The sequence below is a fragment of the Halomonas eurihalina genome (genome assembly GCF_008274785.1).
GTDB classification, from domain to species: Bacteria; Pseudomonadota; Gammaproteobacteria; order Pseudomonadales; family Halomonadaceae; genus Halomonas; species Halomonas eurihalina.
This window is the reverse complement of record NZ_VTPU01000005.1, coordinates 16,215-37,121: the sequence shown is the minus strand read 5'-3', so window position 1 is coordinate 37,121 and position 20,907 is coordinate 16,215. Positions and strand designations below refer to the sequence as shown.

The 20,907-nt window shown below is 64.0% G+C and carries 16 protein-coding genes and 1 riboswitch; of the genes, 10 read left to right on the top strand and 6 right to left on the bottom strand.

What is annotated here, in order from left to right:
- Window positions 1-14 precede the first annotated feature (14 nt).
- From FZZ93_RS06475 to FZZ93_RS06460, 4 genes are read left to right on the top strand one after another with little or no spacing between them, the layout of a single operon-like run.
- Window positions 15-662, top strand: a complete 648-nt coding sequence (locus FZZ93_RS06475) for a DUF2291 domain-containing protein (protein ID WP_149321517.1) — start codon at window positions 15-17, stop codon at window positions 660-662.
- Between the two features lie 30 nt (window positions 663-692).
- The gene (locus tag FZZ93_RS06470) at window positions 693-2,240 is read left to right on the top strand and encodes a sugar ABC transporter ATP-binding protein (RefSeq protein ID WP_149321516.1); all 1,548 of its coding nucleotides are present in this window, start codon (window positions 693-695) and stop codon (window positions 2,238-2,240) included.
- Between the two features lie 27 nt (window positions 2,241-2,267).
- Window positions 2,268-3,410 carry an ABC transporter permease gene (locus FZZ93_RS06465; protein ID WP_149321515.1) on the top strand — a complete coding sequence of 381 codons (1,143 nt, stop codon included), beginning with the start codon at window positions 2,268-2,270 and terminating at the stop codon, window positions 3,408-3,410.
- A 24-nt stretch (window positions 3,411-3,434) separates the two neighbouring features.
- Window positions 3,435-4,385: a D-ribose ABC transporter substrate-binding protein gene (locus FZZ93_RS06460; RefSeq protein ID WP_246146130.1), complete on the top strand. Its 951-nt coding sequence runs from the start codon at window positions 3,435-3,437 to the stop codon at window positions 4,383-4,385.
- A 94-nt stretch (window positions 4,386-4,479) separates the two neighbouring features.
- On the opposite strand, the gene FZZ93_RS06455 is transcribed toward FZZ93_RS06460, so the two are convergent.
- Together FZZ93_RS06455 and tkt are read right to left on the bottom strand one after the other, a co-directional pair.
- Complete coding sequence (locus FZZ93_RS06455; RefSeq protein WP_149321513.1) at window positions 4,480-4,962, bottom strand: 6,7-dimethyl-8-ribityllumazine synthase; 483 nt, start codon at window positions 4,960-4,962, stop codon at window positions 4,480-4,482.
- 105 nt (window positions 4,963-5,067) lie between these two features.
- Window positions 5,068-5,247: riboswitch (FMN riboswitch) on the bottom strand.
- 145 nt (window positions 5,248-5,392) lie between these two features.
- Complete coding sequence (gene tkt / locus FZZ93_RS06450) at window positions 5,393-7,426, bottom strand: transketolase (protein ID WP_149321512.1); 2,034 nt, start codon at window positions 7,424-7,426, stop codon at window positions 5,393-5,395.
- Between the two features lie 336 nt (window positions 7,427-7,762).
- On the opposite strand from tkt, the gene metK reads away from it, so the two are divergent.
- The 4 genes from metK to FZZ93_RS06430 all read left to right on the top strand — a co-directional run bounded on the left by metK (window position 7,763) and on the right by FZZ93_RS06430 (window position 13,379).
- On the top strand, window positions 7,763-8,983 hold the full coding sequence (metK, locus tag FZZ93_RS06445; protein ID WP_149321511.1) for a methionine adenosyltransferase: 1,221 nt from the start codon (window positions 7,763-7,765) through the stop codon (window positions 8,981-8,983).
- A 143-nt stretch (window positions 8,984-9,126) separates the two neighbouring features.
- Window positions 9,127-10,812 (top strand): NAD-dependent DNA ligase LigB, encoded by a 1,686-nt coding sequence (gene ligB, locus FZZ93_RS06440; RefSeq protein ID WP_149321510.1) that lies wholly within the window; start codon window positions 9,127-9,129, stop codon window positions 10,810-10,812.
- A 76-nt stretch (window positions 10,813-10,888) separates the two neighbouring features.
- Window positions 10,889-12,298, top strand: coding sequence for an adenosylhomocysteinase (gene ahcY, locus FZZ93_RS06435; protein WP_149321509.1), 1,410 nt, complete (start codon window positions 10,889-10,891; stop codon window positions 12,296-12,298).
- Window positions 12,299-12,548: 250 nt separating this feature from the next.
- Window positions 12,549-13,379 (top strand): UDP-2,3-diacylglucosamine diphosphatase, encoded by an 831-nt coding sequence (locus tag FZZ93_RS06430; RefSeq protein ID WP_149321508.1) that lies wholly within the window; start codon window positions 12,549-12,551, stop codon window positions 13,377-13,379.
- A 23-nt stretch (window positions 13,380-13,402) separates the two neighbouring features.
- On the opposite strand, the gene FZZ93_RS06425 is transcribed toward FZZ93_RS06430, so the two are convergent.
- The gene (locus FZZ93_RS06425) at window positions 13,403-13,951 is read right to left on the bottom strand and encodes a TetR/AcrR family transcriptional regulator (RefSeq protein ID WP_246146128.1); all 549 of its coding nucleotides are present in this window, start codon (window positions 13,949-13,951) and stop codon (window positions 13,403-13,405) included.
- 110 nt (window positions 13,952-14,061) lie between these two features.
- Here FZZ93_RS06425 and FZZ93_RS06420 point away from each other — a divergent pair, with 110 nt between their 5' ends.
- On the top strand, window positions 14,062-14,721 hold the full coding sequence (locus FZZ93_RS06420) for a glutathione S-transferase family protein (RefSeq protein ID WP_149321506.1): 660 nt from the start codon (window positions 14,062-14,064) through the stop codon (window positions 14,719-14,721).
- Window positions 14,722-14,859: 138 nt separating this feature from the next.
- Here FZZ93_RS06420 and FZZ93_RS06415 read toward each other — a convergent pair whose 3' ends face one another.
- Entirely contained in the window at window positions 14,860-15,792 is a 933-nt protein-coding gene (locus FZZ93_RS06415) for an AEC family transporter (RefSeq protein ID WP_149321505.1), read from the bottom strand.
- A 219-nt stretch (window positions 15,793-16,011) separates the two neighbouring features.
- On the opposite strand from FZZ93_RS06415, the gene metF reads away from it, so the two are divergent.
- Entirely contained in the window at window positions 16,012-16,854 is an 843-nt protein-coding gene (gene metF / locus FZZ93_RS06410) for a methylenetetrahydrofolate reductase [NAD(P)H] (RefSeq protein WP_149321504.1), read from the top strand.
- A 134-nt stretch (window positions 16,855-16,988) separates the two neighbouring features.
- Here metF and FZZ93_RS06405 read toward each other — a convergent pair whose 3' ends face one another.
- Window positions 16,989-19,172 (bottom strand): TRAP transporter permease, encoded by a 2,184-nt coding sequence (locus tag FZZ93_RS06405; protein WP_149321503.1) that lies wholly within the window; start codon window positions 19,170-19,172, stop codon window positions 16,989-16,991.
- Between the two features lie 87 nt (window positions 19,173-19,259).
- A complete protein-coding gene (locus tag FZZ93_RS06400; protein ID WP_149321502.1) occupies window positions 19,260-20,237 on the bottom strand; it encodes a TAXI family TRAP transporter solute-binding subunit in 978 nt (325 codons plus the stop codon).
- Window positions 20,238-20,907: the final 670 nt, after the last annotated feature.

Here is a 20,907-nt window from a genome sequence, read left to right as displayed (position 1 = left end):
GAGGTCGTTTCATCATGAGTTCACGAGTCGATGCCGGGCCGCTGCCCCGTGCTGGCAAAGGACGCGGCCGTGTCGCGATCCTTGCCGTCGCGGTCGTCGTGCTGGCGGCCATGGCCCTGGATACCACCGTGGTGCCGATCGGTGCGCAGCAGGAGAAAGGATTTTCCGCCGAGCGCTATGGCGCGGAACAGTTTCCCATCGTGCGCGACAGCGTCGAGAAGCGTGCCGTGGAGGCCAGTGAACTGGCGGCCGCCGTCGCCGAGGACAAGGCCGCGGCCGGGGAGCGCTATGGCGTAGCGGCTGGCATCGGCCCGGTGGTCCCCGTGACCTTCTCCGGTGTGGTCGGTGAGGGCAAGGCCGGCATCTATGCGGTCGATGTCGAGGGCGTTCCAGAGGGTCTGACGATTCGCGTGCAGACTGGCCCGGCCATCAACGGCACCGACCTGCGGGACGCCACCGGCGACATCGAGTTCGGTCAGTTCACCAACCAGATCGAATACCAGAACGCCGGCGCGGCGATCAACGACGAGATGAAGGAACAGGTGCTGTCGGGGATCGATACCGACGACCTGAGCGGCGAGAGCGTCGCCGTCACCGGCGTCTTCAAGTTGATCAATCCGAACAACTGGCTCGTGACGCCCGTCAGCCTGAGCGTGCAGTGAGCGAGCCCATCCATGACGGACGAATCTGCCATGAGTCACAACGATAAGCTGTCCCCGGAGGAGGCTTCCGGCGAGGCCATTCTCTCGGCGCGTCATGTCGCCAAGTCCTTCGGCAACGTCCACGCCCTGAAAGCGGTGAACTTCGATGTGCATCGCGGACAGGTCACGACGCTGTTCGGCGAGAACGGCGCCGGCAAGTCGACGCTGATGAAGATCCTGTCGGGCGTGATCCGCCCCACCTCCGGCGAGATTCTGCTCGAGGGGCGGGCGGTGAGTTTTGCGTCGACCAGCGAGGCACAGCGGCTGGGTATCTCGATCATTCACCAGGAGTTGAGCCTGGCGCCGAACCTGAGCGTGCGCGACAACATCTTCATGGGACGCGAGTTGGGCGGAGCGACCGGTGTCGACTATGCCGAGGAGGAGCGTCAGACTCGCTTGCTGATGGAGGAGCTCGACGAGCCCATCGATCCGCTGACACCGGTGGAGGAACTGCGGCTGGGACAGCAGCAGATCGTCGAGATCGCCCGGGCGCTGTCGGCGAATTCACGCATCCTGATCATGGACGAGCCGACCTCGGCGCTCTCCGCCACGGAGGTTGAGGTGCTGTTCCGGGTCATCCGCGACCTCAAGCAGCGTGGCGTCTCCATCGTCTACATCTCCCATCATCTCGAGGAAGCGCTCACGATCACCGATCATGCGGTGGTACTGCGTGATGGCGTCATGACGGCCTATGCCCCGCGTCGGGACATCGATCTGGAGTGGATCGTGCGCAACATGGTCGGCGAGGGCTTCGACCTTGGCTCGCCTCCCACGGGTTACGAGATGGGTGAGATCGCCCTTTCGCTGCGTGAGGTGTCGGTGCCGGATGCCACGGTACCGGGACGCTCGGCGGTCGATCGCCTGTCCCTCGATGTGCGCGCGGGCGAGATCGTCTGCATTTACGGCTTGATGGGGGCGGGGCGAACCGAACTGCTCGAGAGCGTCGCCGGTCGCATCTCATCGGCGCAAGGCGAGGTCGTGCTCGAAGGCCATGATGTCTCGCACCTGAGCATCGCCGAGCGTATCGAGCATGGCCTGGTGCTGGTGCCCGAGGATCGGCAGCGCGACGGTCTGGTACAGACGATGTCGGTGGGCGAGAACCTGTCGCTGGCCAGCATCGGTGCCTTTACGCGCGGTCTCTTCACCTCGCGACGGCGGGAGCAGGATGTCGTGACGTCGTCCATCCGCAATGTGCATATCAAGACCGATGGCGGTGAGGCCGGCATCGGATCGCTGTCGGGCGGGAATCAGCAGAAGGTCGTCATCGGCAAGATGCTGGCCACGCATCCCAGGGTCGTGCTGCTCGACGAACCCAGCAGAGGCATCGATATCGGCGCCAAGGCCGAGGTTTTCGGGCTGCTCAGTGAAGGTGCCCGGCAGGGGCTCGCCGTTGTCTTTTCGACTTCCGAGGTCGGCGAGTGCTTGAGCATCGCGCATCGGGTCGTGGTGATGAGCCGCGGAAGGATCGTGGCGGAGTTCGGTGCCGGCGTCAGCAAAGAAGAGATCATGGCTGCCTCGGGCGAAGCCGTGGCTGCCTGAATCATACGAATAGCGGAGTGCACAACAATGACCGATACCAGCCAAGCCGCCGGTTCCCGCAATGGCGGATTCGACCTGGGGCGCCTGCTGCTCGAGGGCCGCGCCTTCTTCGCCCTGATCGCGATCATCATCATCTTCTCGATCCTGTCGCCGGTCTACTTCTCGGTGGACAATTTCCTGACCATGTCGTCCCACGTGGCGATCTTCGGACTGCTGTCCATCGGCATGCTGCTGGTTATTCTGACGGGTGGCATCGATCTCTCCGTAGGCTCGACGCTGGGTTTCGCGGGCGTCTTTGCCGGCTTTCTGATGCAGGGAGTGTCGTTCGAGATCTTCGGCGTGGTGGTCTATCCGCCAGTGTGGGCGGTGGTCGTCCTGACCTGTGCCATGGGGGCCTTGGTCGGGGCGATCAATGGCGTGCTCATCGCCTACTTCAAGGTGCCGGCCTTCGTCGCGACCCTGGGCATGCTCTATGTGGCCCGCGGCGTTGCCCTGTTGATGACCGATGGCCTCACCTACAACAACCTCGGTGGCAGTCCGGAGCTCGGTAATACCGGCTTCGACTGGCTGGGCTTCAACCGCTTGTTCGGCATTCCTGTCGGCGTACTGGTTCTGGCGGCCGTGGCGATCGTTGCCCTGCTGGCCCTGACCCGGACACCGTTCGGGCGTTGGGTCTACTCGACCGGCGGCAATGCCCGGGCGGCAGAACTGTCGGGGGTTCCGGTCAAGCGCGTGCAGGTATCCGTCTATGTGCTGTCGGGCATCTGCGCTGCCATCGCCGGCCTGGTGCTGTCGTCGCAGTTGACTTCCGCCGGGCCGACGGCGGGGACCACCTATGAGCTGACCGCCATCGCCGGGGTGGTCATCGGCGGCGCGGCGCTGACCGGTGGGCGCGGCAATGTGCGGGGCACCCTGCTCGGGGCCTTCGTGATCGGCTTTCTGTCCGATGGCCTGGTGATCATCGGCGTCTCGTCCTACTGGCAGACAGTGTTCACCGGCGCCGTCATTGTTCTCGCCGTGCTGCTCAACAGCATTCAGTACAGCGGTCGGAAGAAGCAGCGCTCGACGTCTTCCGGCGGCGAAGTCTCCTCTCCGCAACGAGAGGCCAAATCCCGCGGGGCGGAACCCGCCGCGGAAAGTACTGCCGTGAACCCGGCATCACAATCATAAGACCCAAGGGTGACCATTATGCTCATGAAAGGAAAACGCCTGCTGATTGCAGCCCTCGCCGTGACGGTCCCGCTCGTGGCGGGTGCCGCTGCGGCCCAGGATAAGGGGCTCATCTCGATCATCGTCAATGATACGTCGAACCCCTACTGGTTCACCGAGGGCAAGATCGCCGAGGCCACCGCCGAGGAGCTCGGTTACGAAGCCAACGTCAGCTCCCACAAGGGGGATACCAATACCGAAAGCAATCAGGTCGACACGGCAATCACCAATCAGGCCGAAGCGATCATTCTCGATCCCGCCAATGCGGATGGTTCGATCGGTGCGGTGCGCAAGGCGGTCGATGCCGGCATTCCGGTGTTCATCGTCAACGCCGAGATCAACCAGCAGGGCCTGGCCAAGGCACAGCTGGTGTCCAACAATGCTCAGGGGGCGGCACTGGGTGCCCAGCAATGGGTGCAGAGCGTTGGTGACGAGGCGAAGTATGTCGAGCTTGAGGGTGCCCCTTCCGACAACAATGCCGCGACCCGTTCCAACGGCTATGAAACCGTGCTCAGCCAGTATCCGAGCCTTGAGCGTGTCGGTTCGGACGTCGCCAACTGGGATCGTACTCAGGGCTACAACAAGATGCAGAGCATGTTGCAGGCCAATCCCGATGTCGATGGCGTGATCAGCGGCAACGATGAAATGGCGCTGGGTGCTATCGCGGCACTCAAGGAGGCCGGCAAGCTGGAGGATGTGGTGGTCGGCGGCTTCGACGGTTCTCCAGATGCCGTGGAAGCGGTCAAAGCAGGCGAAATGGCCTATACGGTACTTCAGCCGGTGGCGATCTTTGCGGAAGAATCTGTGCGTATGGCGGACACGTTCATCCGCACCGGCGAGACTGGCATTGAGGGTGAGAAGCAGCTCTTCGACTGCATGCTGGTTACGGCCGAGAACGTGGATCAGTACACCGATCCCTTCGTGCTCGAGCAGTAAATCAAGCGATTGCCATGGCGGAGCATTCGCTTCCGGCATGAGAGTCTCAAGCGCCGCCAGGGTTTCCTGGCGGCGTTTTTGACGATGTGCCTTGTCAGGCCTCGATCAGCTTGCGTGCCTGACTCAGGTTCTCCAGGGTCATGGCGCAGGCCTCGGCGGCCTCGCGGCCCTTGGTCAGGAAGTGCTCGTGGTAGAACGCCGTGTGGGTGGCGTGCTCGTGGAAGTGATGGGGGGTCAGCACTACCGAGAGAACGGGGATTTCGGTGTCCAACTGCACTCGCATCATGCCGTCGATGACCGCCTGGGCGACGAAGTCGTGACGATAGATACCGCCATCGACCACGAAGCCGGCGCCGATGATGGCGGCGTAGCGGCCGCTTCTGGCCAGCAGTTTGGCTTGCAAGGGGATCTCGTAGGCGCCTGCAACGCTGAAGACCTCGACGCGCTCGCGCTCGATGCCGTGTTGCTCGGCGAGAGTGGTGGTGAATGCCTCTCGGGCCTGGCCGACGATGTCGCTGTGCCAGCTGGCCTGGATGAAGGCGATGCGGGGGGCGTGATCGGTATTCGACTGATTCATGGTCTTCCTCGATAAAGTTACCAGAATCAGGGCATGCGGGACCCGTCGTCGGGCAAGCCGGGGCAGGCGGTATGAACCGCGAGCGCGCGTCCGGCCCGTCTAAGGTGCCGTTCTCTTCCATCCGGACTATCACCGTCGGCTTCGGCATCTCACCGAATCTGCTGTCCCCGGCTCGTCGTAGTACCGATGCCGGGCGCTCGCGGGCTTGTGCACGCCTTCTCTTTCACTGAATGGAAGGGCGCCATCACCGCCGGTGGGGACTTTCACCCCGCCCTGAGAACAGTGGCCATGTATGGCCGCGCTCTATTCTACGTATGCCATCGGACGGGCGCCAGATGCCGATAGCGTCTCGCGACATGAGAAGGCGGAACGAAAAAGGGCGCGGCCAATTGGTCGCGCCCTTTCATTTTTCCTGAGCGGCCAGGCGTGCTCAGTCCTCGGCGTCGTCGAGCATTTGCTCGGCCTCGTCGACGATGTTGTCGACGGTGAAGCCGAAGTGCTTGAACAGGTCGCCGGCCGGGGCGGATTCGCCGAAGGTGGTCATGCCGATGACCCGACCCTCGAGGCCGACGTACTTGTACCAGAGATCCGGGTGGCCGGCCTCGATGACGAGGCGGTTGCCGACTTCGGCGGGCAACACCCGCTGGCGGTATTCGGCGTCCTGGGCATCGAAGACGTCGGTGGCGGGCATGGAGACCACGCGCACCCGGCGGCCCTTGTCGGCCAGCGCCGCGGCGGCGTCCATGGCCAGGCCGACCTCGGAGCCGGTGGCGATCAGGATCAGCTCCGGCGTCACCACGCTGCCCTTGAGGATACTCTCTTTCAGTACGTACCCACCCCGCTGGATATCGGCGAGCTGCTGCTTGTCGCGGGCCTGATGCGGCAGGTTCTGACGCGACAGCACCAGGGCGGTGGGGCCGGACTGGCGCTTGAGGGCGGCGTTCCAGGCCGCGGCGGTCTCCACGGCATCGCAGGGGCGCCAGGTCGACATGTTGGGCGTGCTGCGCAGGGTGGTCAGCTGCTCGACCGGCTGGTGGGTGGGGCCATCCTCGCCGAGGCCGATGGAGTCGTGGGTGAACACGTAGATACTGCGCAGCCCCATCAGCGCGGCCATGCGCACGGCGTTGCGCATGTACTCCATGAAGATCAGGAAGGTCGCGGTGTAGGGCACGAAGCCGCCGTGCAGGGCGATGCCGTTGGCGATGGCGGCCATGCCGAACTCGCGCACGCCATAGTGCAGGTAGTTGCCGTCGGGAGCGCCCTCACGCGAGCCCTCGGGGCCGATCACCCGGGCACCGTTCCAGACCGTCAGGTTGGAGGGCGCCAGGTCGGCGCTGCCGCCGAGCAGCTCGGGGAGCTGCGGGCCGAGTTCGTTGAGGCAGGCCAGCGAGGCCTTGCGCGAGGCGGTGGTCTCGGCCTTGTCCTGGGCCTGCTCGATCAGCGCTTCGCTGCTCAGTTCGGCGGGCAGCTCGCCCTTCTGGCGGCGCAGGAACTCGCGGGCCAGCTCGGGATGGGCCGCGGCGTAGCGCTCGAACCGCGCCTGCCAGTCGGCCTGGCGGGTGCGGCCGGCCTCGCTGGCGTCCCAGCCCTGGTAGATCGCCTCCGGCACATGGAAGGGCGCATGCGGCCAGTCGAGCTGCTCGCGGGCGGCGGCGACCTCGTCCTCGCCCAGCGCCGCGCCGTGGCAGGACTCCTTGCCCTGCTTGTTGGGCGCGCCGAAGCCGATCACCGTCTTGCAGATGATCAGGCTGGGCGTGTCGCTGTGCTGGCGGGCCAGTTCGATGGCCGCCTTGACCTGCTCGGGCTGGTGACCGTCGACATTGGGCACCACGTGCCAGCCGTAGGCCTCGAAGCGCTTGGCGGTGTCGTCGGTGAACCAGCCTTCGACCTCGCCGTCGATGGAGATGCCGTTGTCGTCGTAGAAGGCGATCAGCTTGCCGAGCTGCTGGGTGCCGGCCAGGGAGGCGACCTCATGGGAAATGCCTTCCATCAGGCAGCCGTCGCCGACGAAGCAGTAGGTGTGATGGTCGACGATGGTGTGGCCGGGGCGGTTGAACTGGGCGGCCAGGGTGCGCTCGGCGATGGCCATGCCGACGGCGTTGGCCAGGCCCTGGCCCAGCGGGCCGGTGGTGGTCTCGATGCCCGGTGCATAGCCGTACTCAGGATGGCCGGCGGTCTTGGCGTGCAGCTGGCGGAAGTTCTGCAGTTGCTCGAGGCCGAGCTCGTAGCCGGAGAGATGCAGCAGGGAATAGAGAAGCATGGAGCCGTGGCCGTTGGAGAGCACGAAGCGGTCACGGTCGGGCCAGTGCGGATCGGCGGGATTGTGGACGAGGAAATCGTTCCACAGGACCTCGGCGATGTCGGCCATGCCCATGGGGGCGCCGGGGTGACCGGAGTTGGCCTTCTGGACGGCATCCATGGAAAGGGCGCGAATGGCGTTGGCCAGTTCGAAACGGGTCGGCATGGGGTTGCTCCTCGCCTGCGGCGGTAGTCTGCGAACACCTTCCGGCCGGGGAGGGGCCGGGCGTGTATCTGGCTGGATGCGCCGCAAGACGCGGGCGGCGCGGCCGAATTCGGTCGCTTATTGTCGCCGAGATGCGACCTGCCTTCAAATGCTGGGCGACACTGCTCAGATGACTGGCCCGGAGTCGCTAGGAAGGTTCTCGGTGAGCGTGTAGAATTCGCAGCCTATCGGTCTGCCCGGGCCATGGCGAGCATCGCCGCCTGCGGCCTGCGTCACCGTCTGTCCCGGCGGCTTGCCCTGCCGCCGTCATCTCACTAGCAGAGGGTCGAGGACGCCATGAGCGAATACTCCCTGTTCACCTCCGAATCCGTGTCCGAAGGGCACCCGGACAAGATCGCCGACCAGATTTCCGATGCGGTGCTCGATGCCATCATCGCTCGCGACAAGAACGCGCGGGTGGCGTGCGAGACCATGGTCAAGACCGGCGTGGCCATCGTGGCCGGTGAAATCACCACCTCCGCCTGGGTCGATCTGGAAGACCTGGTGCGCCGGGTGATCCTGGATATCGGCTATACCTCCTCGGACGTGGGCTTCGACGGCGAGACCTGCGGTGTCCTCAACCTGATCGGCAAGCAGAGCGTGGATATTGCCCAGGGCGTCGACCGGGCCAAGCCCGAGGACCAGGGCGCGGGCGACCAGGGGTTGATGTTCGGTTACGCCACCGACGAGACCGACTCCTACATGCCGGCGCCGATCCACTATTCGCATCGTCTGGTGGAGCGCCAGTCGGAGCTGCGTCGCCAGGGCCTGCTGCCGTGGTTGCGCCCCGATGCCAAGAGCCAGGTGACCTTCCGCTACGACGAGCACGGCAAGCCCTGCGCCGTGGATGCCGTGGTGCTGTCCACCCAGCACGATCCGGACATCGAGCCGGATGAGCTGCGCGAGATGGTGCGTCGCGAGATCATCGAGCAGGTGATTCCGGCCGAATGGCTGACCGAGACCACCAAATATCACATCAACCCCACCGGCAAGTTCGTCATCGGCGGCCCGGTGGGTGATTGCGGGCTGACCGGCCGCAAGATCATCGTCGATACCTACGGCGGCATGGCACGCCATGGCGGCGGGGCCTTCTCCGGCAAGGATCCCTCCAAGGTCGACCGCAGCGCTGCCTACGCCGGTCGTTATGTGGCCAAGAACCTGGTCGCCGCCGGCCTGGCCGAGCGCTGCGAGATCCAGATCTCCTATGCCATCGGCGTGGCCGAGCCGACCTCAGTGTCGATCAACACCTTCGGCACCGGACGGATCAGCGATGAGCGCATCGTCGAGCTGGTGCGCGAGCACTTCGACCTGCGCCCCAACGCCATCACTCGCATGCTCGACCTGCAGCATCCGATGTACCAGCTGACGGCGGCCTATGGCCATTTCGGCCGCGAGCCCTTCGAGCATCGTTATACCTGGACCGACACCCAGGGCGAGGAACATGTCGAGACCTTCACCGCCTTCCCCTGGGAGAAGCTCGACCGGGTGGATGACCTAAGGACTGCCGCTGGCCTGTAATCTGGCAAGCGGTACACGATGAGCGTCGTTGTCCATAACGGGTATCGCTGATCTCGCACAACGTGCCGCCACATTTTCAGTGGCGGCCGTCGTGACCACTTGCTAGGGTCGGAGCAGGATCGCAGCGCCTAGGAGGGCATGCCATGCTTCGACTCGTCGTTCTGGCATTGTGGGTATTTTGGCCGACGACGCTTCTCGCCAACTGTCCGGATTGGTCGGAGAGCCACGCGGAGCGGGAACTCGCCGCACTACACGACCGGCTTGCCGCCTGGGACCGAGCCTATCGGCGTGATGGCAGTTCGCCGGTCAGTGACGATATCTACGATCAAGCTCAGACCCGTTTCGATGCTTGGCAGGACTGCTTTCCCGATATTTCCGTCGACCCGGCACCGGCTCCCGTCCCTCCCTCCGGAGAGCTTTCTCATCCTGTTCCCCAGTCGGGTCTCGTCAAGCTAGAGGATGTCGTCGAGACGGGTGCCTGGCTGGCAAGACGAGATGACGTCTGGTTGCAGCCCAAGGTCGATGGAGTGGCGGTCACCCTGGTGTACGAGCAGGGACGGCTGCGCCAAGCCATCAGTCGTGGAGATGGGCTCTCGGGGCAGAACTGGACGGCCAAGGCGCGTTTCATTCCCGATGTGCCGGATCGCCTGCCGACCCAACAGCGGATCGTGCTGCGCGGCGAGCTCTACTTGAAGCTCGATGAGCATGTGCAGGCCGAGCGCGGGGCGGCCGGTGCGCGCAGTGTCGTGGCCGGCTGGATGGCTCGCGCTTCGCTCAGTGACGACAAGGCACGGCAGATCGGGTTGTTCGTCTGGGATTGGCCCGACGGGCCGGAGGCCCTGCCGGAGCGCCTGGAGCGACTGGCCGAGCTGGGCTTCCCCGACACCATGGACTGGACGGTGCCGGCCGAGTCGTTGGAGACGGCGCTGACCCAGCGCGACACCTGGTATCGAGCACCGCTGCCCTTCGCCACCGATGGCATAGTGCTCAAGCAGGGGCAGCGCCCCGGCGGGGATGCACGGACCGAGGCCCCGCCGGATTGGGCGGCGGCCTGGAAATATCCGCCACGCTCGGTACTGGCCAGGGTGCGTGGCGTGGAGTTCCGGGTCGGTCGTACAGGGCGCATCACGCCATTGCTGCACCTGGTGCCGGAGAGTCTGGCGGGGCGTACCGTCCGCCGCGTGACCGTAGGATCGCTCGGTCGCTGGCAGACCCTGGACATTCGCCCCGGCGATGTCGTGACCATTAGCCTGGCCGGGCAGACCATTCCGCGCCTGGACAGTGTGGCATGGCGCGCCACCGAGCGTCCGGAGGTGGAGCCTCCGCCAACATCCGACTATCACGCCCTGAGTTGCTGGCACCCCTCGCCAGGCTGCGAGGATCAGTTCCTCGAGCGTCTGGCGTGGCTGGGCGGCCCGGAAGCGCTGGATCTGGCCGGTGTGGGTGCTGGTACCTGGCGCTCCCTGGTCGAGGCCGGCCTGGTGAAAGGCCTGCTGGACTGGATGTCGCTATCCGCCGAGGCGCTGCAGGCCGCGTCGGGAATCGGCGAGATACGAGGACAACAATTGGTAGAGGCGTTCGCGACGGCTCGACAGCGCCCCTTCGATGCCTGGCTGGAAGCCCTGGGCGCGCCTTCCGGCGCATTGGCCGACGAGGAGACCGAGTGGACGACGCTGGCCACTCGGGATCTGGAGCAATGGCGCGCGCTGCCCGAGGTGGGTGAAACGCGGGCGGAAGCCCTGCGCGACTTCTTCACCAATCCCGAGGTTCGCGAGCTGGCCGAGCGTTTGGGTGAGGAGGGGGTCGCCGGATTCCAGGCATCGCTATAAGAGATATCGGCTTGTCCGCTTTTCATCCCGCTGCCTATAGTGAAGGTCACGTTTTTCCCTGGGAAAGAGGTGATGCATGAACCAGCCTGCCGTATCCGCCCCCACGCATGTGGACTATAAGGTCGCCGACATTACCCTGGCCGATTGGGGGCGTCGCGAGATCCGCATCGCCGAGACCGAGATGCCCGCCCTGATGGCGATTCGTGCGCGTTATCGCGATAGCCAGCCATTGGCCGGCGCGCGCATCGCCGGCTGTATCCACATGACCATCCAGACCGCCGTGCTGATCGAGACGCTGATCGACCTCGGTGCCTCGGTGCGCTGGTCATCATGCAATATCTTCTCGACCCAGGATCATGCGGCCGCCGCCATCGCCGCCGCCGGCATTCCGGTATTTGCCTGGAAGGGAGAGAGCGAGGAAGAATTCTGGTGGTGCATCGAGCAGACGGTGGAGGGGCCCGACGACTGGGTGCCCAATCTGGTACTGGACGACGGGGGCGACCTGACCGCTCTGCTGCATGACCAGCGTCCCGAGCTGCTCGATGCCATTCATGGCATCAGCGAGGAAACCACCACCGGGGTGCATCGTCTGCTCGACATGTGGCGGGAGGGCTCGCTCAGGGTGCCGGCCATCAACGTCAACGACGCGGTGACCAAGTCCAAGAACGATAACAAGTACGGTTGTCGTCATTCGCTCAACGATGCCATCAAGCGAGGCGTGGATCACCTGCTGGCTGGCAAGCAGGCCCTGGTGATGGGCTATGGCGATGTCGGCAAGGGATCGGCGGCCTCGTTGCGACAGGAGTGCATGATCGTCAAGGTCGCCGAGATCGATCCGCTGTGCGCCATGCAGGCCTGCATGGATGGTTTCGAGGTGGTTTCGCCCTATCGGGACGGTATCAACCGGGGAATGGAAAGCATCGATCGCGACCTGTTGCAGAAGATCGACTTGGTGGTGACCGCCACCGGCAATGTCGATGCCTGTGACGCGTCGATGCTGCGTTCGCTCAAGGCCGGGGCGGTGGTCTGCAACATCGGTCACTTCGACAGCGAGATCGACACGGCCTACATGCGCCGCCAGTGGCACTGGGAAGAGGTCAAACCCCAGGTGCACAAGGTGTACCGCGACAGCGATCCCGGCGAGTACGATCCGGAAAGCCGCGATTACCTGATCCTGCTTTCCGAAGGTCGCCTGGTGAACCTGGGCAATGCCACCGGACACCCTTCCCGCGTGATGGATGGTTCCTTCGCCAACCAGGTGCTGGCCCAGATCCATCTCTTCGAGGCTGGCTATGCCGAACTGCCCGATGACGATAAGCATGAGGCGCTGGGTGTACGCGTGCTGCCGCGTCATCTGGACGAGGAAGTGGCGCGTTACATGGTCGAAGGCTTCGGCGGCGTGATCACGCGCATGACCGAGGCCCAGGCCGAGTACACCGGCGTACCCGCCGAAGGGCCCTACAAGCCTGAGAGTTATCGGTACTGAAAGCCGGAAGAACGCGGCTGGTGCCGCTGGAAGAGGGAAGCACGGCGCTTAGCACCTTCAAGAGAGCAGAAAGCTCTTGATGATGCTCCAACCTTTGGAGCTAGGCTCTTCCCTCTTCCCTCTTCCCTCTTCCCTCTTCCCTCTTCCCTCTTCCCTCTTCCCTCTTCTGGACACAATATCGTCATCTGGCCGCCATGGTGCGGTCATGGCGCTGGGGCATGCTGAGCGGGCATCGCTAGGAGATCGCCCCATGCCCAGTCCCATGCCCGTGCGAACCCTGTTCGTCTCCGATGTCCACCTGGGAACCCGTGACTGTCAGGCGGAGCTCTTGGCACGTCTGTTGCGTCGCGTGCGTCCCGAGCGTCTCTATCTGGTCGGCGATATTGTCGATCTCATCGCCATGCGCAAGCGAGCGGTACTCCCGCCGGCGCAGCAGCGCCTGGTGGCGCGCTTGTTGCGTCTGGCACGCAGTGGCTGCGAGATCATCTATATCCCCGGCAACCATGATGCCGCCTTCAGAAGGTTGTGTGGCCTGAAGGTCCATCGCGTGCGTATCGAACATCGCATGGTGCATGCCACCGCCGATGGTCGGCGCCTGCTGATCAGCCATGGCGATGAGTTCGATACCCATGTCCGCATGGCCCCCTGGATGATGGCCCTAGGGGATGGCATGCATCAGTTCGTACTGGCCCTGAATCGTTGGTGCAACCGAGGGCGTCGGTTGCTGGGGATGCCTTACTGGTCGCTTGCCGCCGCGCTGAAGCGGCGTAGCGGTGCCGCCCAGCGTTATGTCGCCCAGTTCGAGCAGGCCGCTCTGCATCAGGCAGCCCGGGAAGGGTTGGACGGTTACGTCGGCGGGCATATCCACAAGGCCGGCTTCCGCGCCCGGGACGGCGTGCTCTATTGCAACGACGGCGACTGGGTGGAGCACTGCACGGCGCTGATGGAAGCGCCCAATGGTCACTTGCAGTTGATCGACTGGCGCGGTGAGGTGATCGCCCGAGAACCCGCCATGGCCAACGGGCTCAAGTCCGGCGAGGCCGTGCCGGATGCGGTCGGGGCAGCGACCCGCGGCGCCTGAGCTTCAGGGCATGCCCTCTAACTCTAGGCGTTCTCGATGCCTGCCAGTGCGCGGCAAGCGTCGAGCACTTCCTCGGCCAGGGCGTCGTCATTGAGGGTGCGGGCGATCGCCATCCCGCCGATCATGGTGACGGCCTGCTGCAAGGCGCGCCGACGATTCTCCCGCGCTTCCTCTCCGGCGGTTTGGCAGTGGGCCACGAATCCGCCGAACAGGCGCGTATAGGCTTCGCGCACCTGGTCGTCCTGCTGGGCGACGTCACTGACCAGGCAGGCCAGCGGACAGTTCACGTCCTCTCCGCGCCGGTGGGCCTCGCTCAGATAACCGAGCACGCGTTCCCGTGGATCGGCGTTCTGCAGGCGCGTCGCGTTGTTTCGGGCGGCGTGTCGCAGTGCTGCGGCATAGAGTTCGCCCTTGGAGGCGAAGTGGGCGTAGAAGGCTCCACGAGTCAGGCCGGCCTGACGCATTACGTCATCGATGGTCGTGCCCTTGAATCCGTGGCGTGTGAACAGGGTGGCAGCGGCGCCCAGGATCTGGTGGCGGGTGCGGGGCTTGTGATCGTCTCTCCAGGGCATGGGAGCTCCTTGGCATCGTGGCGAGTATGCCATGATAATGACCATATGTTCTTGAACATATGGTGCGGCGGTCTAGCCTGTTAGTCGTTTCCCGCGATAGGAGTCCTGACATGATCCAACCCGTGCATATCGTCGGCCCCCAGTTCAGCAACTTCGTGCGCAGCGTCCAGCTGTGCTGCGAGGAGAAGTCGATCCCTTACACGCTGGGCACCGAGGCTGGAGGGCGGCCCCTGGCGATACATTCGCCGGAGCACTATGCGCTGCATCCCTTCGGCAAGGTGCCGATCCTGCTGCATGGCGAACGGCGCCTGATCGAGACACCCAGCATCTGCCGCTATCTGGATGCCGCCTTCGATGGGCCGGCCCTGCAGCCGGCGGAAACCTGGGCTCGGGCGCAGACCGATCAGTGGACCGGTATCCTGGCCGGTTATGTGGATCAGGCCCTGGTGCGGCGCTATTTGCTGGAGTTCGTGTTTCCCAAGGGCGAAGGCGGAACCGTGCGTGAGGACGCGGTAGCCGACGCCCGGCCCGGGGTCATCAAGGTACTGACGTTGCTGGAGGAGCAGTTGGCCGAAGGAGAGTATCTGGTGGGAGGCGACTTCACCATCGCCGACGCGATCGCCGCTCCCATGCTCGACTATCTCGCCGGTTTGTCCCGCGCCGAGGACTTGTTCGCCGAGACCCCGCGCCTGGTGGCCTATATCGAGCGGGTACGGGGTCGGCCTGCGGCGAGCCGGGTACTGGTGGCGCCAGGCCTGGGACGGGACTAGGCCTTGTCTGAAAAGTCGACGAGCGAAGGTTAGACAAGGCGAAAATTTGCGAAAACGCGGAGTTTACAAGGAGCAAATGAGCATTTGAGCGGATTTTCAACGTCGTATAACTGAGCGTAGGCACTTTTCGGACAGTGCCTAGCCGCCGACCAGTGGCGCCATCCATCCCAGGTACAGTGGGATCAGCAACGGCGCGGCCAGGGTGGTGATCAACACGGCCAGTGCGCCTTTCTCGGTGGCGATACCGAGCTCCATGGCGACCACCACCACATTGGCGGCCATCGGGACCACGCCGATCAACAGCAGCGCCATGGCAAGTTCTGTCGATAACCCGACCGTGGCCTGCAGGCTGAGCACGACCCCGAGCGCCAGAAGTGGCCACAGCAGGTAGCGAACTGCCACGCAGGCGCCAATGAAGCGCCAGTCGAACTGGCGCAGCGTCACCCGGCCGAGCGTCATGCCGATGATCATCATGCCGAGCAGGGTATAGGTCGGCGGAAAGACCTCGAGCCCTTCCATGACTGCGTCGGGCACGCCGATGCCGAGTGCTTCGACTGCCAGTGCCGCGAGGAAGGCATAGATCAGCGGCAGGCGGAGGATCTTGAGCAGGCTCTGGCGAGCCGAGAAGCGCCCGCGAGCGCTCAGATAGAAGCCCAGGGTGAATTCATAGAGGGTCACGCCCAACACCCCGAACAGGTACAGCGTCACACCTGTCGGCGGCAGCAGCACCAGGGCCACCGGCAGGCCGAAGTAGCCGGTATTGCCGGTGCCGGCCGAGAAGGCCAGGACCGCGCTTTCCTCGTCGGGCAGGGCATGGCGCGCCAGGCGATTGACCATCAGGGCGACCAGGCTGGCACAGAGGAAGAGCGCGCCGGTCACCAGCAGGTAGGCGGGAGTGGGGCCGCCCAGCACCAGGCCACGGAAGAAGGTCAGGGGCGCGATCAGGTAGATCAGCAAGGTGGCGATGGGGCGTGGATCGACGGACAGGCGGCGCGCGGCGAGCCAGCCGAGTCCGACGAAGGCCAGAAGCGTCCATAGCGGGCCCATCAGGGTGCCGGGCTCCAGGGTCATGATATCTCCATCCTTGAGTCGAAGCGGAGGATTATCATGCCTGGGTGGAAGGAAGCTGTCAGTGGCAGAGAGGCTCATCGACTCGCTTAGATCTTCAGGTTATCGTTGCGCCGATTGTTATATGAATTATATTGATGGCGCCCGGCGAAACTTTCATTGGTCCCGATGTCCACGAGTCGTCACAATGGCTGCGTCACCGATACAGACGAGGAATCACCGATGAGCGCGCAACAGTCCCCGCTGGATATCAGCTTCGAATTCTTTCCGCCCAACACCGATGCCGGGCGCGACAAGCTGATGCGTGCCCGGGATGCGCTGGCCACACGGGATCCGCGCTTCTTTTCCGTGACCTATGGTGCCGGTGGTTCCACTCAGCATCGCACCCTGAGCGCCGTCAAGGCAGTGCGCGAGTGTGGCATCGATACCGCGCCCCACCTGTCGTGCGTCGGCAGCGAGAAGGCGCAACTGCGCGATCTGCTCAAGCGCTTCCAGGAGGATGGCGTCAAGCGGCTGGTGGCGCTGCGCGGCGACCTGCCGTCCGGCATGGGCGGAGTCGGCGAATTGCGCTATGCCAACGAACTGGTCGAGTTCATTCGCGAGGAGACCGGGGATCATTTCGAGATCGCCGTGGCGGCCTATCCCGAGTCCCACCCCCAGGCGCCCAGCTTCGATCGTGACCTCGAGAACTTCGCCCGCAAGGTGCATGCCGGGGCCGACATCGCCATCACCCAGTACTTTTTTACTGCCGAGGCGTATTTCCACTTCGTCGATCGTGCTCGTGCCCTGGGCGTGGAAGCGCCCATCGTGCCGGGGATCATGCCGATCACCAACTACGCCAAGCTGGCACGCTTTTCCGACGCCTGTGGCGCCGAGATTCCGCGCTGGATCCGCAAGCAGCTCGAGGCCTACGGCGACGACAGCGAGGCCATCGCCGCCTTCGGCGAGGAAGTGATCTCGGGCCTTTGCCAACGCCTGCTCGACGGCGGCGCCCCGGGGCTGCACTTCTATACGCTCAACCAGGCCGAGCCGACACTGAAGGTATTGGACAACCTGCGTACTTGAGTCGCTCTGTACACAGGCATTCACGGCCTGAACGAGAGCCGGGGACAAGTGCTATCGGCCCGTCTAGATCGAAAAATGGAAGGGCCCCGCCGAATGATTCGGCGGGGCCCTTTGCGTCGCTGAGCGGGGAAGTGTCAGTCGGAGGCCACCGACCGGGTGCCGCCATCGTTGCGACCGCGCTGCAGCAGAAAGAGCACGATACCGATGGCCAGGCCGGCCACGTCGGTCATCAGTCCGCCATAGATCATGCACAACGCGCCGATCAACATGACGATGCGCTGCCAGGCCTTCACCGGGCCGAAGAACCAGGCTTGCACGGTGGCCGACAGCAGTACGATGCCCAGGGTGGCGGTCACGCCGACCCGCAGGATCTGCATCCAGGAGCCTTCCAGCAGCATCGCCGGGCTGTAGAAGAACATGAACGGCACGATGAAGGCAGCCAGACCGATCTTGAATGACGCCACCGAGGTGCTCATGGCCCTGTCGCCGGAGATGCCCGCCGCCGCGTAGGAGGCCAGTGCCACCGGCGGGGTGATCGCCGAGACCACCGCGAAGTAGAACACGAAGAAGTGCGCCACCAGCGGTTGGATGCCGATCTCGATCAGGCCCGGAGCCACCACCGAGGCGGCCACCGCATAGGCCGCCGTGGTCGGCATGCCCATGCCCAGCAGGATCGAGATGCACATGGCGAAGAACAGTGCCAGCAGTTGGCTGACCCCGGCCAGGCCGAGCAGCAGCGAAGAGAAGCGTGCACCGACGCCGGTCAGGGCGATCACGCCGACGATCAGGCCGGCGCAGGCGCACACGGCGATGATCTGGATCGACATGCCGCCGGCCAGTTGCAGTGCCTTGAGGATGGCCCGTAGGCCCATCTTGTTCGGCGAGATCCAGCTCACCACGGCCGCCGAGGCCGTCGCCAGGGTACCGGCGCGGATCACTGAATAACCCATGAACAGGGCGGCGATCAGGATGATGATCGGTGCGAACAGGTAGACCTGCTTGACCAGGCGACGGAATTTCGGGATCTCGTCGCTGCGCATGCCACGCATGCCCTTGCGAGCCGCCTCGAAGTCCACCATGCAGTAGATCGACAGGAAGTAGAGAATGGCCGGGATAATGGCCGCCACGGCGATCTCGGTGTAAGGGATGCCGGTGACCTCGGCCATGATGAAGGCCCCGGCACCCATGATCGGCGGCATGATCTGCCCGCCGGTAGAGGCGGCGGCCTCGATGGCGCCGGCGCTGCGGGCCGGATAGCCGACCTTTTTCATCAGCGGAATGGTCAACGAACCGGTGGAGACCACGTTGCCGGCCGAGGTACCGTTGATCATGCCCATCAGTCCCGAGGCGAAGATCGATACCTTGGCTGGACCGCCGCGGGCACGGCCGGCCGCGGCGAAGGCGAAGTTGATGAAGTAGTCGCCGACCTTGGAGGCCTGCAGGAAGGCAGCAAAGATGATGAACAGGATGATGTAGGTCGAGGACACCGCCGTCGTCGGCCCGAGGATGCCGGCGTCGGTGTAGACCTGGCTGAAGAAGCGGCCGACCGAGAGCCCCGGATAGCCGAGAAAGCCCGGCAGATAAGGGCCGGCGAATACATAGGCCAGGAAGATGGCCGAGATGATCACCAGCGCCAGGCCGGCAACGCGGCGGGTCAGCTCGAGAATCAGCAGCGAACCGGCGATGGCCGCGTAGGAAATGCCCATGGGCGCGAAGGAGGTGCCGGTGGAGGCGCGCAGCGGGCTGTTGAACATCACCAGCAGATAGCCGGCCACGGCCAAGGCACAGACCATCAGCACCAAGTCCGCCGGCGAGAGGCGGTCCCGGACCTGGCGATAGCTCCAGGACAGCAGAATGCCGGCCACGGTGGCCAGGATCAGCGGGTAGCCGAAGTGCCAGGCCTCGATCTCCGGGGCAATGCGCATGGCGCCGGCGCTCATTTCCTGCTGCATCATGATCACTCGCACCAGGGCGTAGAGCGCGGGAACCAACAGGGCGTAGCTCAGCCAGCGCATCCAGGCAGCAGAGCGACGACTGTCGTCGTCGGCAAACTGGGTGCCGGCGTAGAGGCCATAGCCGAGGATCAGGGCACCGGCGATATGCAGAATGCGAAACGACCAGGTCTCCAGCGGATAGATATTGAGCGAGACCAGGTGAAAGAGCGAGTAGGCAATGGCGAGGATGCCGAACAACAGCCACTGCCAGCCGTAATAGAGGCGGCGGTTGGCCTCGACGGCGACCTCATCGGCACCTTCGGCGTTGACAGGCTGGGCCTCGTCGCGAGCAGCCTCGTCACGGGATTGGGGAGTATGCGACATGAAAACACCCTTGGGTGTGGGACGGAGGAGCAGTCAGGCAACCCCGCGCCGGCGTGGCCGGCACGGGGCAATGGAGCGGTCGGTGGCTTACAGCTTCAGATCCTCGGGGATCTCGTAGCCGTTCTCCTCGTACCAGCGCACTGCACCGGGGTGGAAAGGCAGCACGGTGTTGTACTTGAGGTTCTCCGGCACGCTGAATTCAGCACTGCGGTGGATGTCGCGCATCCTGTCGTTATTTTCCATGCTCAGCTTGGTGACCTCGTAGACGAGGTCTTCCGGCAGGTCGCAACCGGCAATGGTGAAGTTCCACATGGAGACCGCGCGGGCATCCTTCTCGAGTGTCTCGTAGGTGCTGGCCGGGATCTCGAAGGCGGAGACCGGGAACTCCTCCATCACCTTGGCCTGCTCTTCCTCGGTGAACTCGATGATGTTCACGTCGGTCTGGACCTCGAGCTGGCTGACGGCGGGAATCGGGATGCCGGCGGCGAAGGCGATGACATCGATCAGGCCATCCTGCAGTTGGCCGCCCAGGTCGTTCCAGCCGCCGTTGCGGCGATCGAACTCGACGCCCAGCGTCTCGAGCATGGCCGGGAAGTAGGTGTCGGAGGTGGAAGCCGCTGGGCCGAAGCCGATGCTGGCGCCATCCGGGATATCGGAGATCGACTCGATGCCACTGTTGGCCAGGGTGGTGATGGAGAACGGCGTCTCGTACATGGGAAAGAGCGCGCAGACATTGTCCATCGGCACGCCGGGGGCCAGGGAACTTTCGCCGGCCACAGCATCGGCGGCCGGGCCCATGGTCGTCAGGCCGAAGGCCACATCACCACCATGAACCAGCGCAAGGTTCTGGTTGGGGCCACCGGTGACTTCGCCGCCGCCGGACAGGCCAAGTTCATCGGCGACCAGGTTAGCCCAGCCGGAACCGTAGACAAAGTAAGTGCCCCCCTGGCTGGCCGTGCCCACGGTGAAGTTTTCAGGCCAGTCGGCACGGTCGGCCTGGGCGCTGCCGGCGACCAGCATGGCGCCGGTCAGCGTGCCGGTGATCAGGCAAGTCTTGATGGTCATGGCGTGTCTCCCTTGCATTCTGGTTGTGGAGCGTCGATCCAGTACCGAACCGACTTGGGTGTACGCCCCTAACATATAGCAAGGAACGCCCCAGAAGCGGGACAAGGCTTGTTATTCAGTAGGTTACATTTTTTGTTTGCGACCAAGGTCGAAGTTGGGGAGGGGCGATCGGGCCGGAATTTCACACAGCCTGGCCGCCATGGTGTGCGAAATGTCGCACACGCGATCTTCGTTCCGGGTCCTGCCTGAGACACAAGTGGTTCCTGCCACCTATGATGTTCGCAGGATGATGACAACTGAAAGTGCCTAGGCACTGTCCGAAAAGTGCCTACGCTCGGTTATACGACGTTGAAAATCCGCTCAAATGCTCATTTACTCCTTGTAAACTCCGCGTTTTCGCAAATTTTCGCCTTGTCTAACCTTCGCTTGTCGACTTTTCAGACAAGGCCTAATACGCCAAGGTTTCATAGGGCAAGGTTTCATAGGGCAAGGTTTCATAGGGCAAGGTTTCATAGATAAAGCTTTCATAGATAAAAGTTTCATAGACAAAGGGCCTATAGACCAAAGTTTTATTCGGCTTGGTGCTTATCATGCCTCTGCCTTTAATCGGCATGGTTGTGGGGTTCCGGCAATATTCAGGTGTTCAGGTGATACCTGTTACGGCGGCAGT

What these genes read in the sequence shown, in the direction of transcription:
- FZZ93_RS06475 (WP_149321517.1), top strand. Translation starts at nt 15, where the DNA reads ATGAGTTCACGAGTCGATGCCGGGCCGCTGCCCCGTGCTGGCAAAGGA.
- FZZ93_RS06470 (WP_149321516.1), top strand. Translation starts at nt 693, where the DNA reads ATGAGTCACAACGATAAGCTGTCCCCGGAGGAGGCTTCCGGCGAGGCC.
- FZZ93_RS06465 (WP_149321515.1), top strand. Translation starts at nt 2,268, where the DNA reads ATGACCGATACCAGCCAAGCCGCCGGTTCCCGCAATGGCGGATTCGAC.
- FZZ93_RS06460 (WP_246146130.1), top strand. Translation starts at nt 3,435, where the DNA reads ATGAAAGGAAAACGCCTGCTGATTGCAGCCCTCGCCGTGACGGTCCCG.
- FZZ93_RS06455 (WP_149321513.1), bottom strand. Translation starts at nt 4,962, where the DNA reads ATGAATCAGTCGAATACCGATCACGCCCCCCGCATCGCCTTCATCCAG.
- tkt (WP_149321512.1), bottom strand. Translation starts at nt 7,426, where the DNA reads ATGCCGACCCGTTTCGAACTGGCCAACGCCATTCGCGCCCTTTCCATG.
- metK (WP_149321511.1), top strand. Translation starts at nt 7,763, where the DNA reads ATGAGCGAATACTCCCTGTTCACCTCCGAATCCGTGTCCGAAGGGCAC.
- ligB (WP_149321510.1), top strand. Translation starts at nt 9,127, where the DNA reads ATGCTTCGACTCGTCGTTCTGGCATTGTGGGTATTTTGGCCGACGACG.
- ahcY (WP_149321509.1), top strand. Translation starts at nt 10,889, where the DNA reads ATGAACCAGCCTGCCGTATCCGCCCCCACGCATGTGGACTATAAGGTC.
- FZZ93_RS06430 (WP_149321508.1), top strand. Translation starts at nt 12,549, where the DNA reads ATGCCCAGTCCCATGCCCGTGCGAACCCTGTTCGTCTCCGATGTCCAC.
- FZZ93_RS06425 (WP_246146128.1), bottom strand. Translation starts at nt 13,951, where the DNA reads ATGCCCTGGAGAGACGATCACAAGCCCCGCACCCGCCACCAGATCCTG.
- FZZ93_RS06420 (WP_149321506.1), top strand. Translation starts at nt 14,062, where the DNA reads ATGATCCAACCCGTGCATATCGTCGGCCCCCAGTTCAGCAACTTCGTG.
- FZZ93_RS06415 (WP_149321505.1), bottom strand. Translation starts at nt 15,792, where the DNA reads ATGACCCTGGAGCCCGGCACCCTGATGGGCCCGCTATGGACGCTTCTG.
- metF (WP_149321504.1), top strand. Translation starts at nt 16,012, where the DNA reads ATGAGCGCGCAACAGTCCCCGCTGGATATCAGCTTCGAATTCTTTCCG.
- FZZ93_RS06405 (WP_149321503.1), bottom strand. Translation starts at nt 19,172, where the DNA reads ATGTCGCATACTCCCCAATCCCGTGACGAGGCTGCTCGCGACGAGGCC.
- FZZ93_RS06400 (WP_149321502.1), bottom strand. Translation starts at nt 20,237, where the DNA reads ATGACCATCAAGACTTGCCTGATCACCGGCACGCTGACCGGCGCCATG.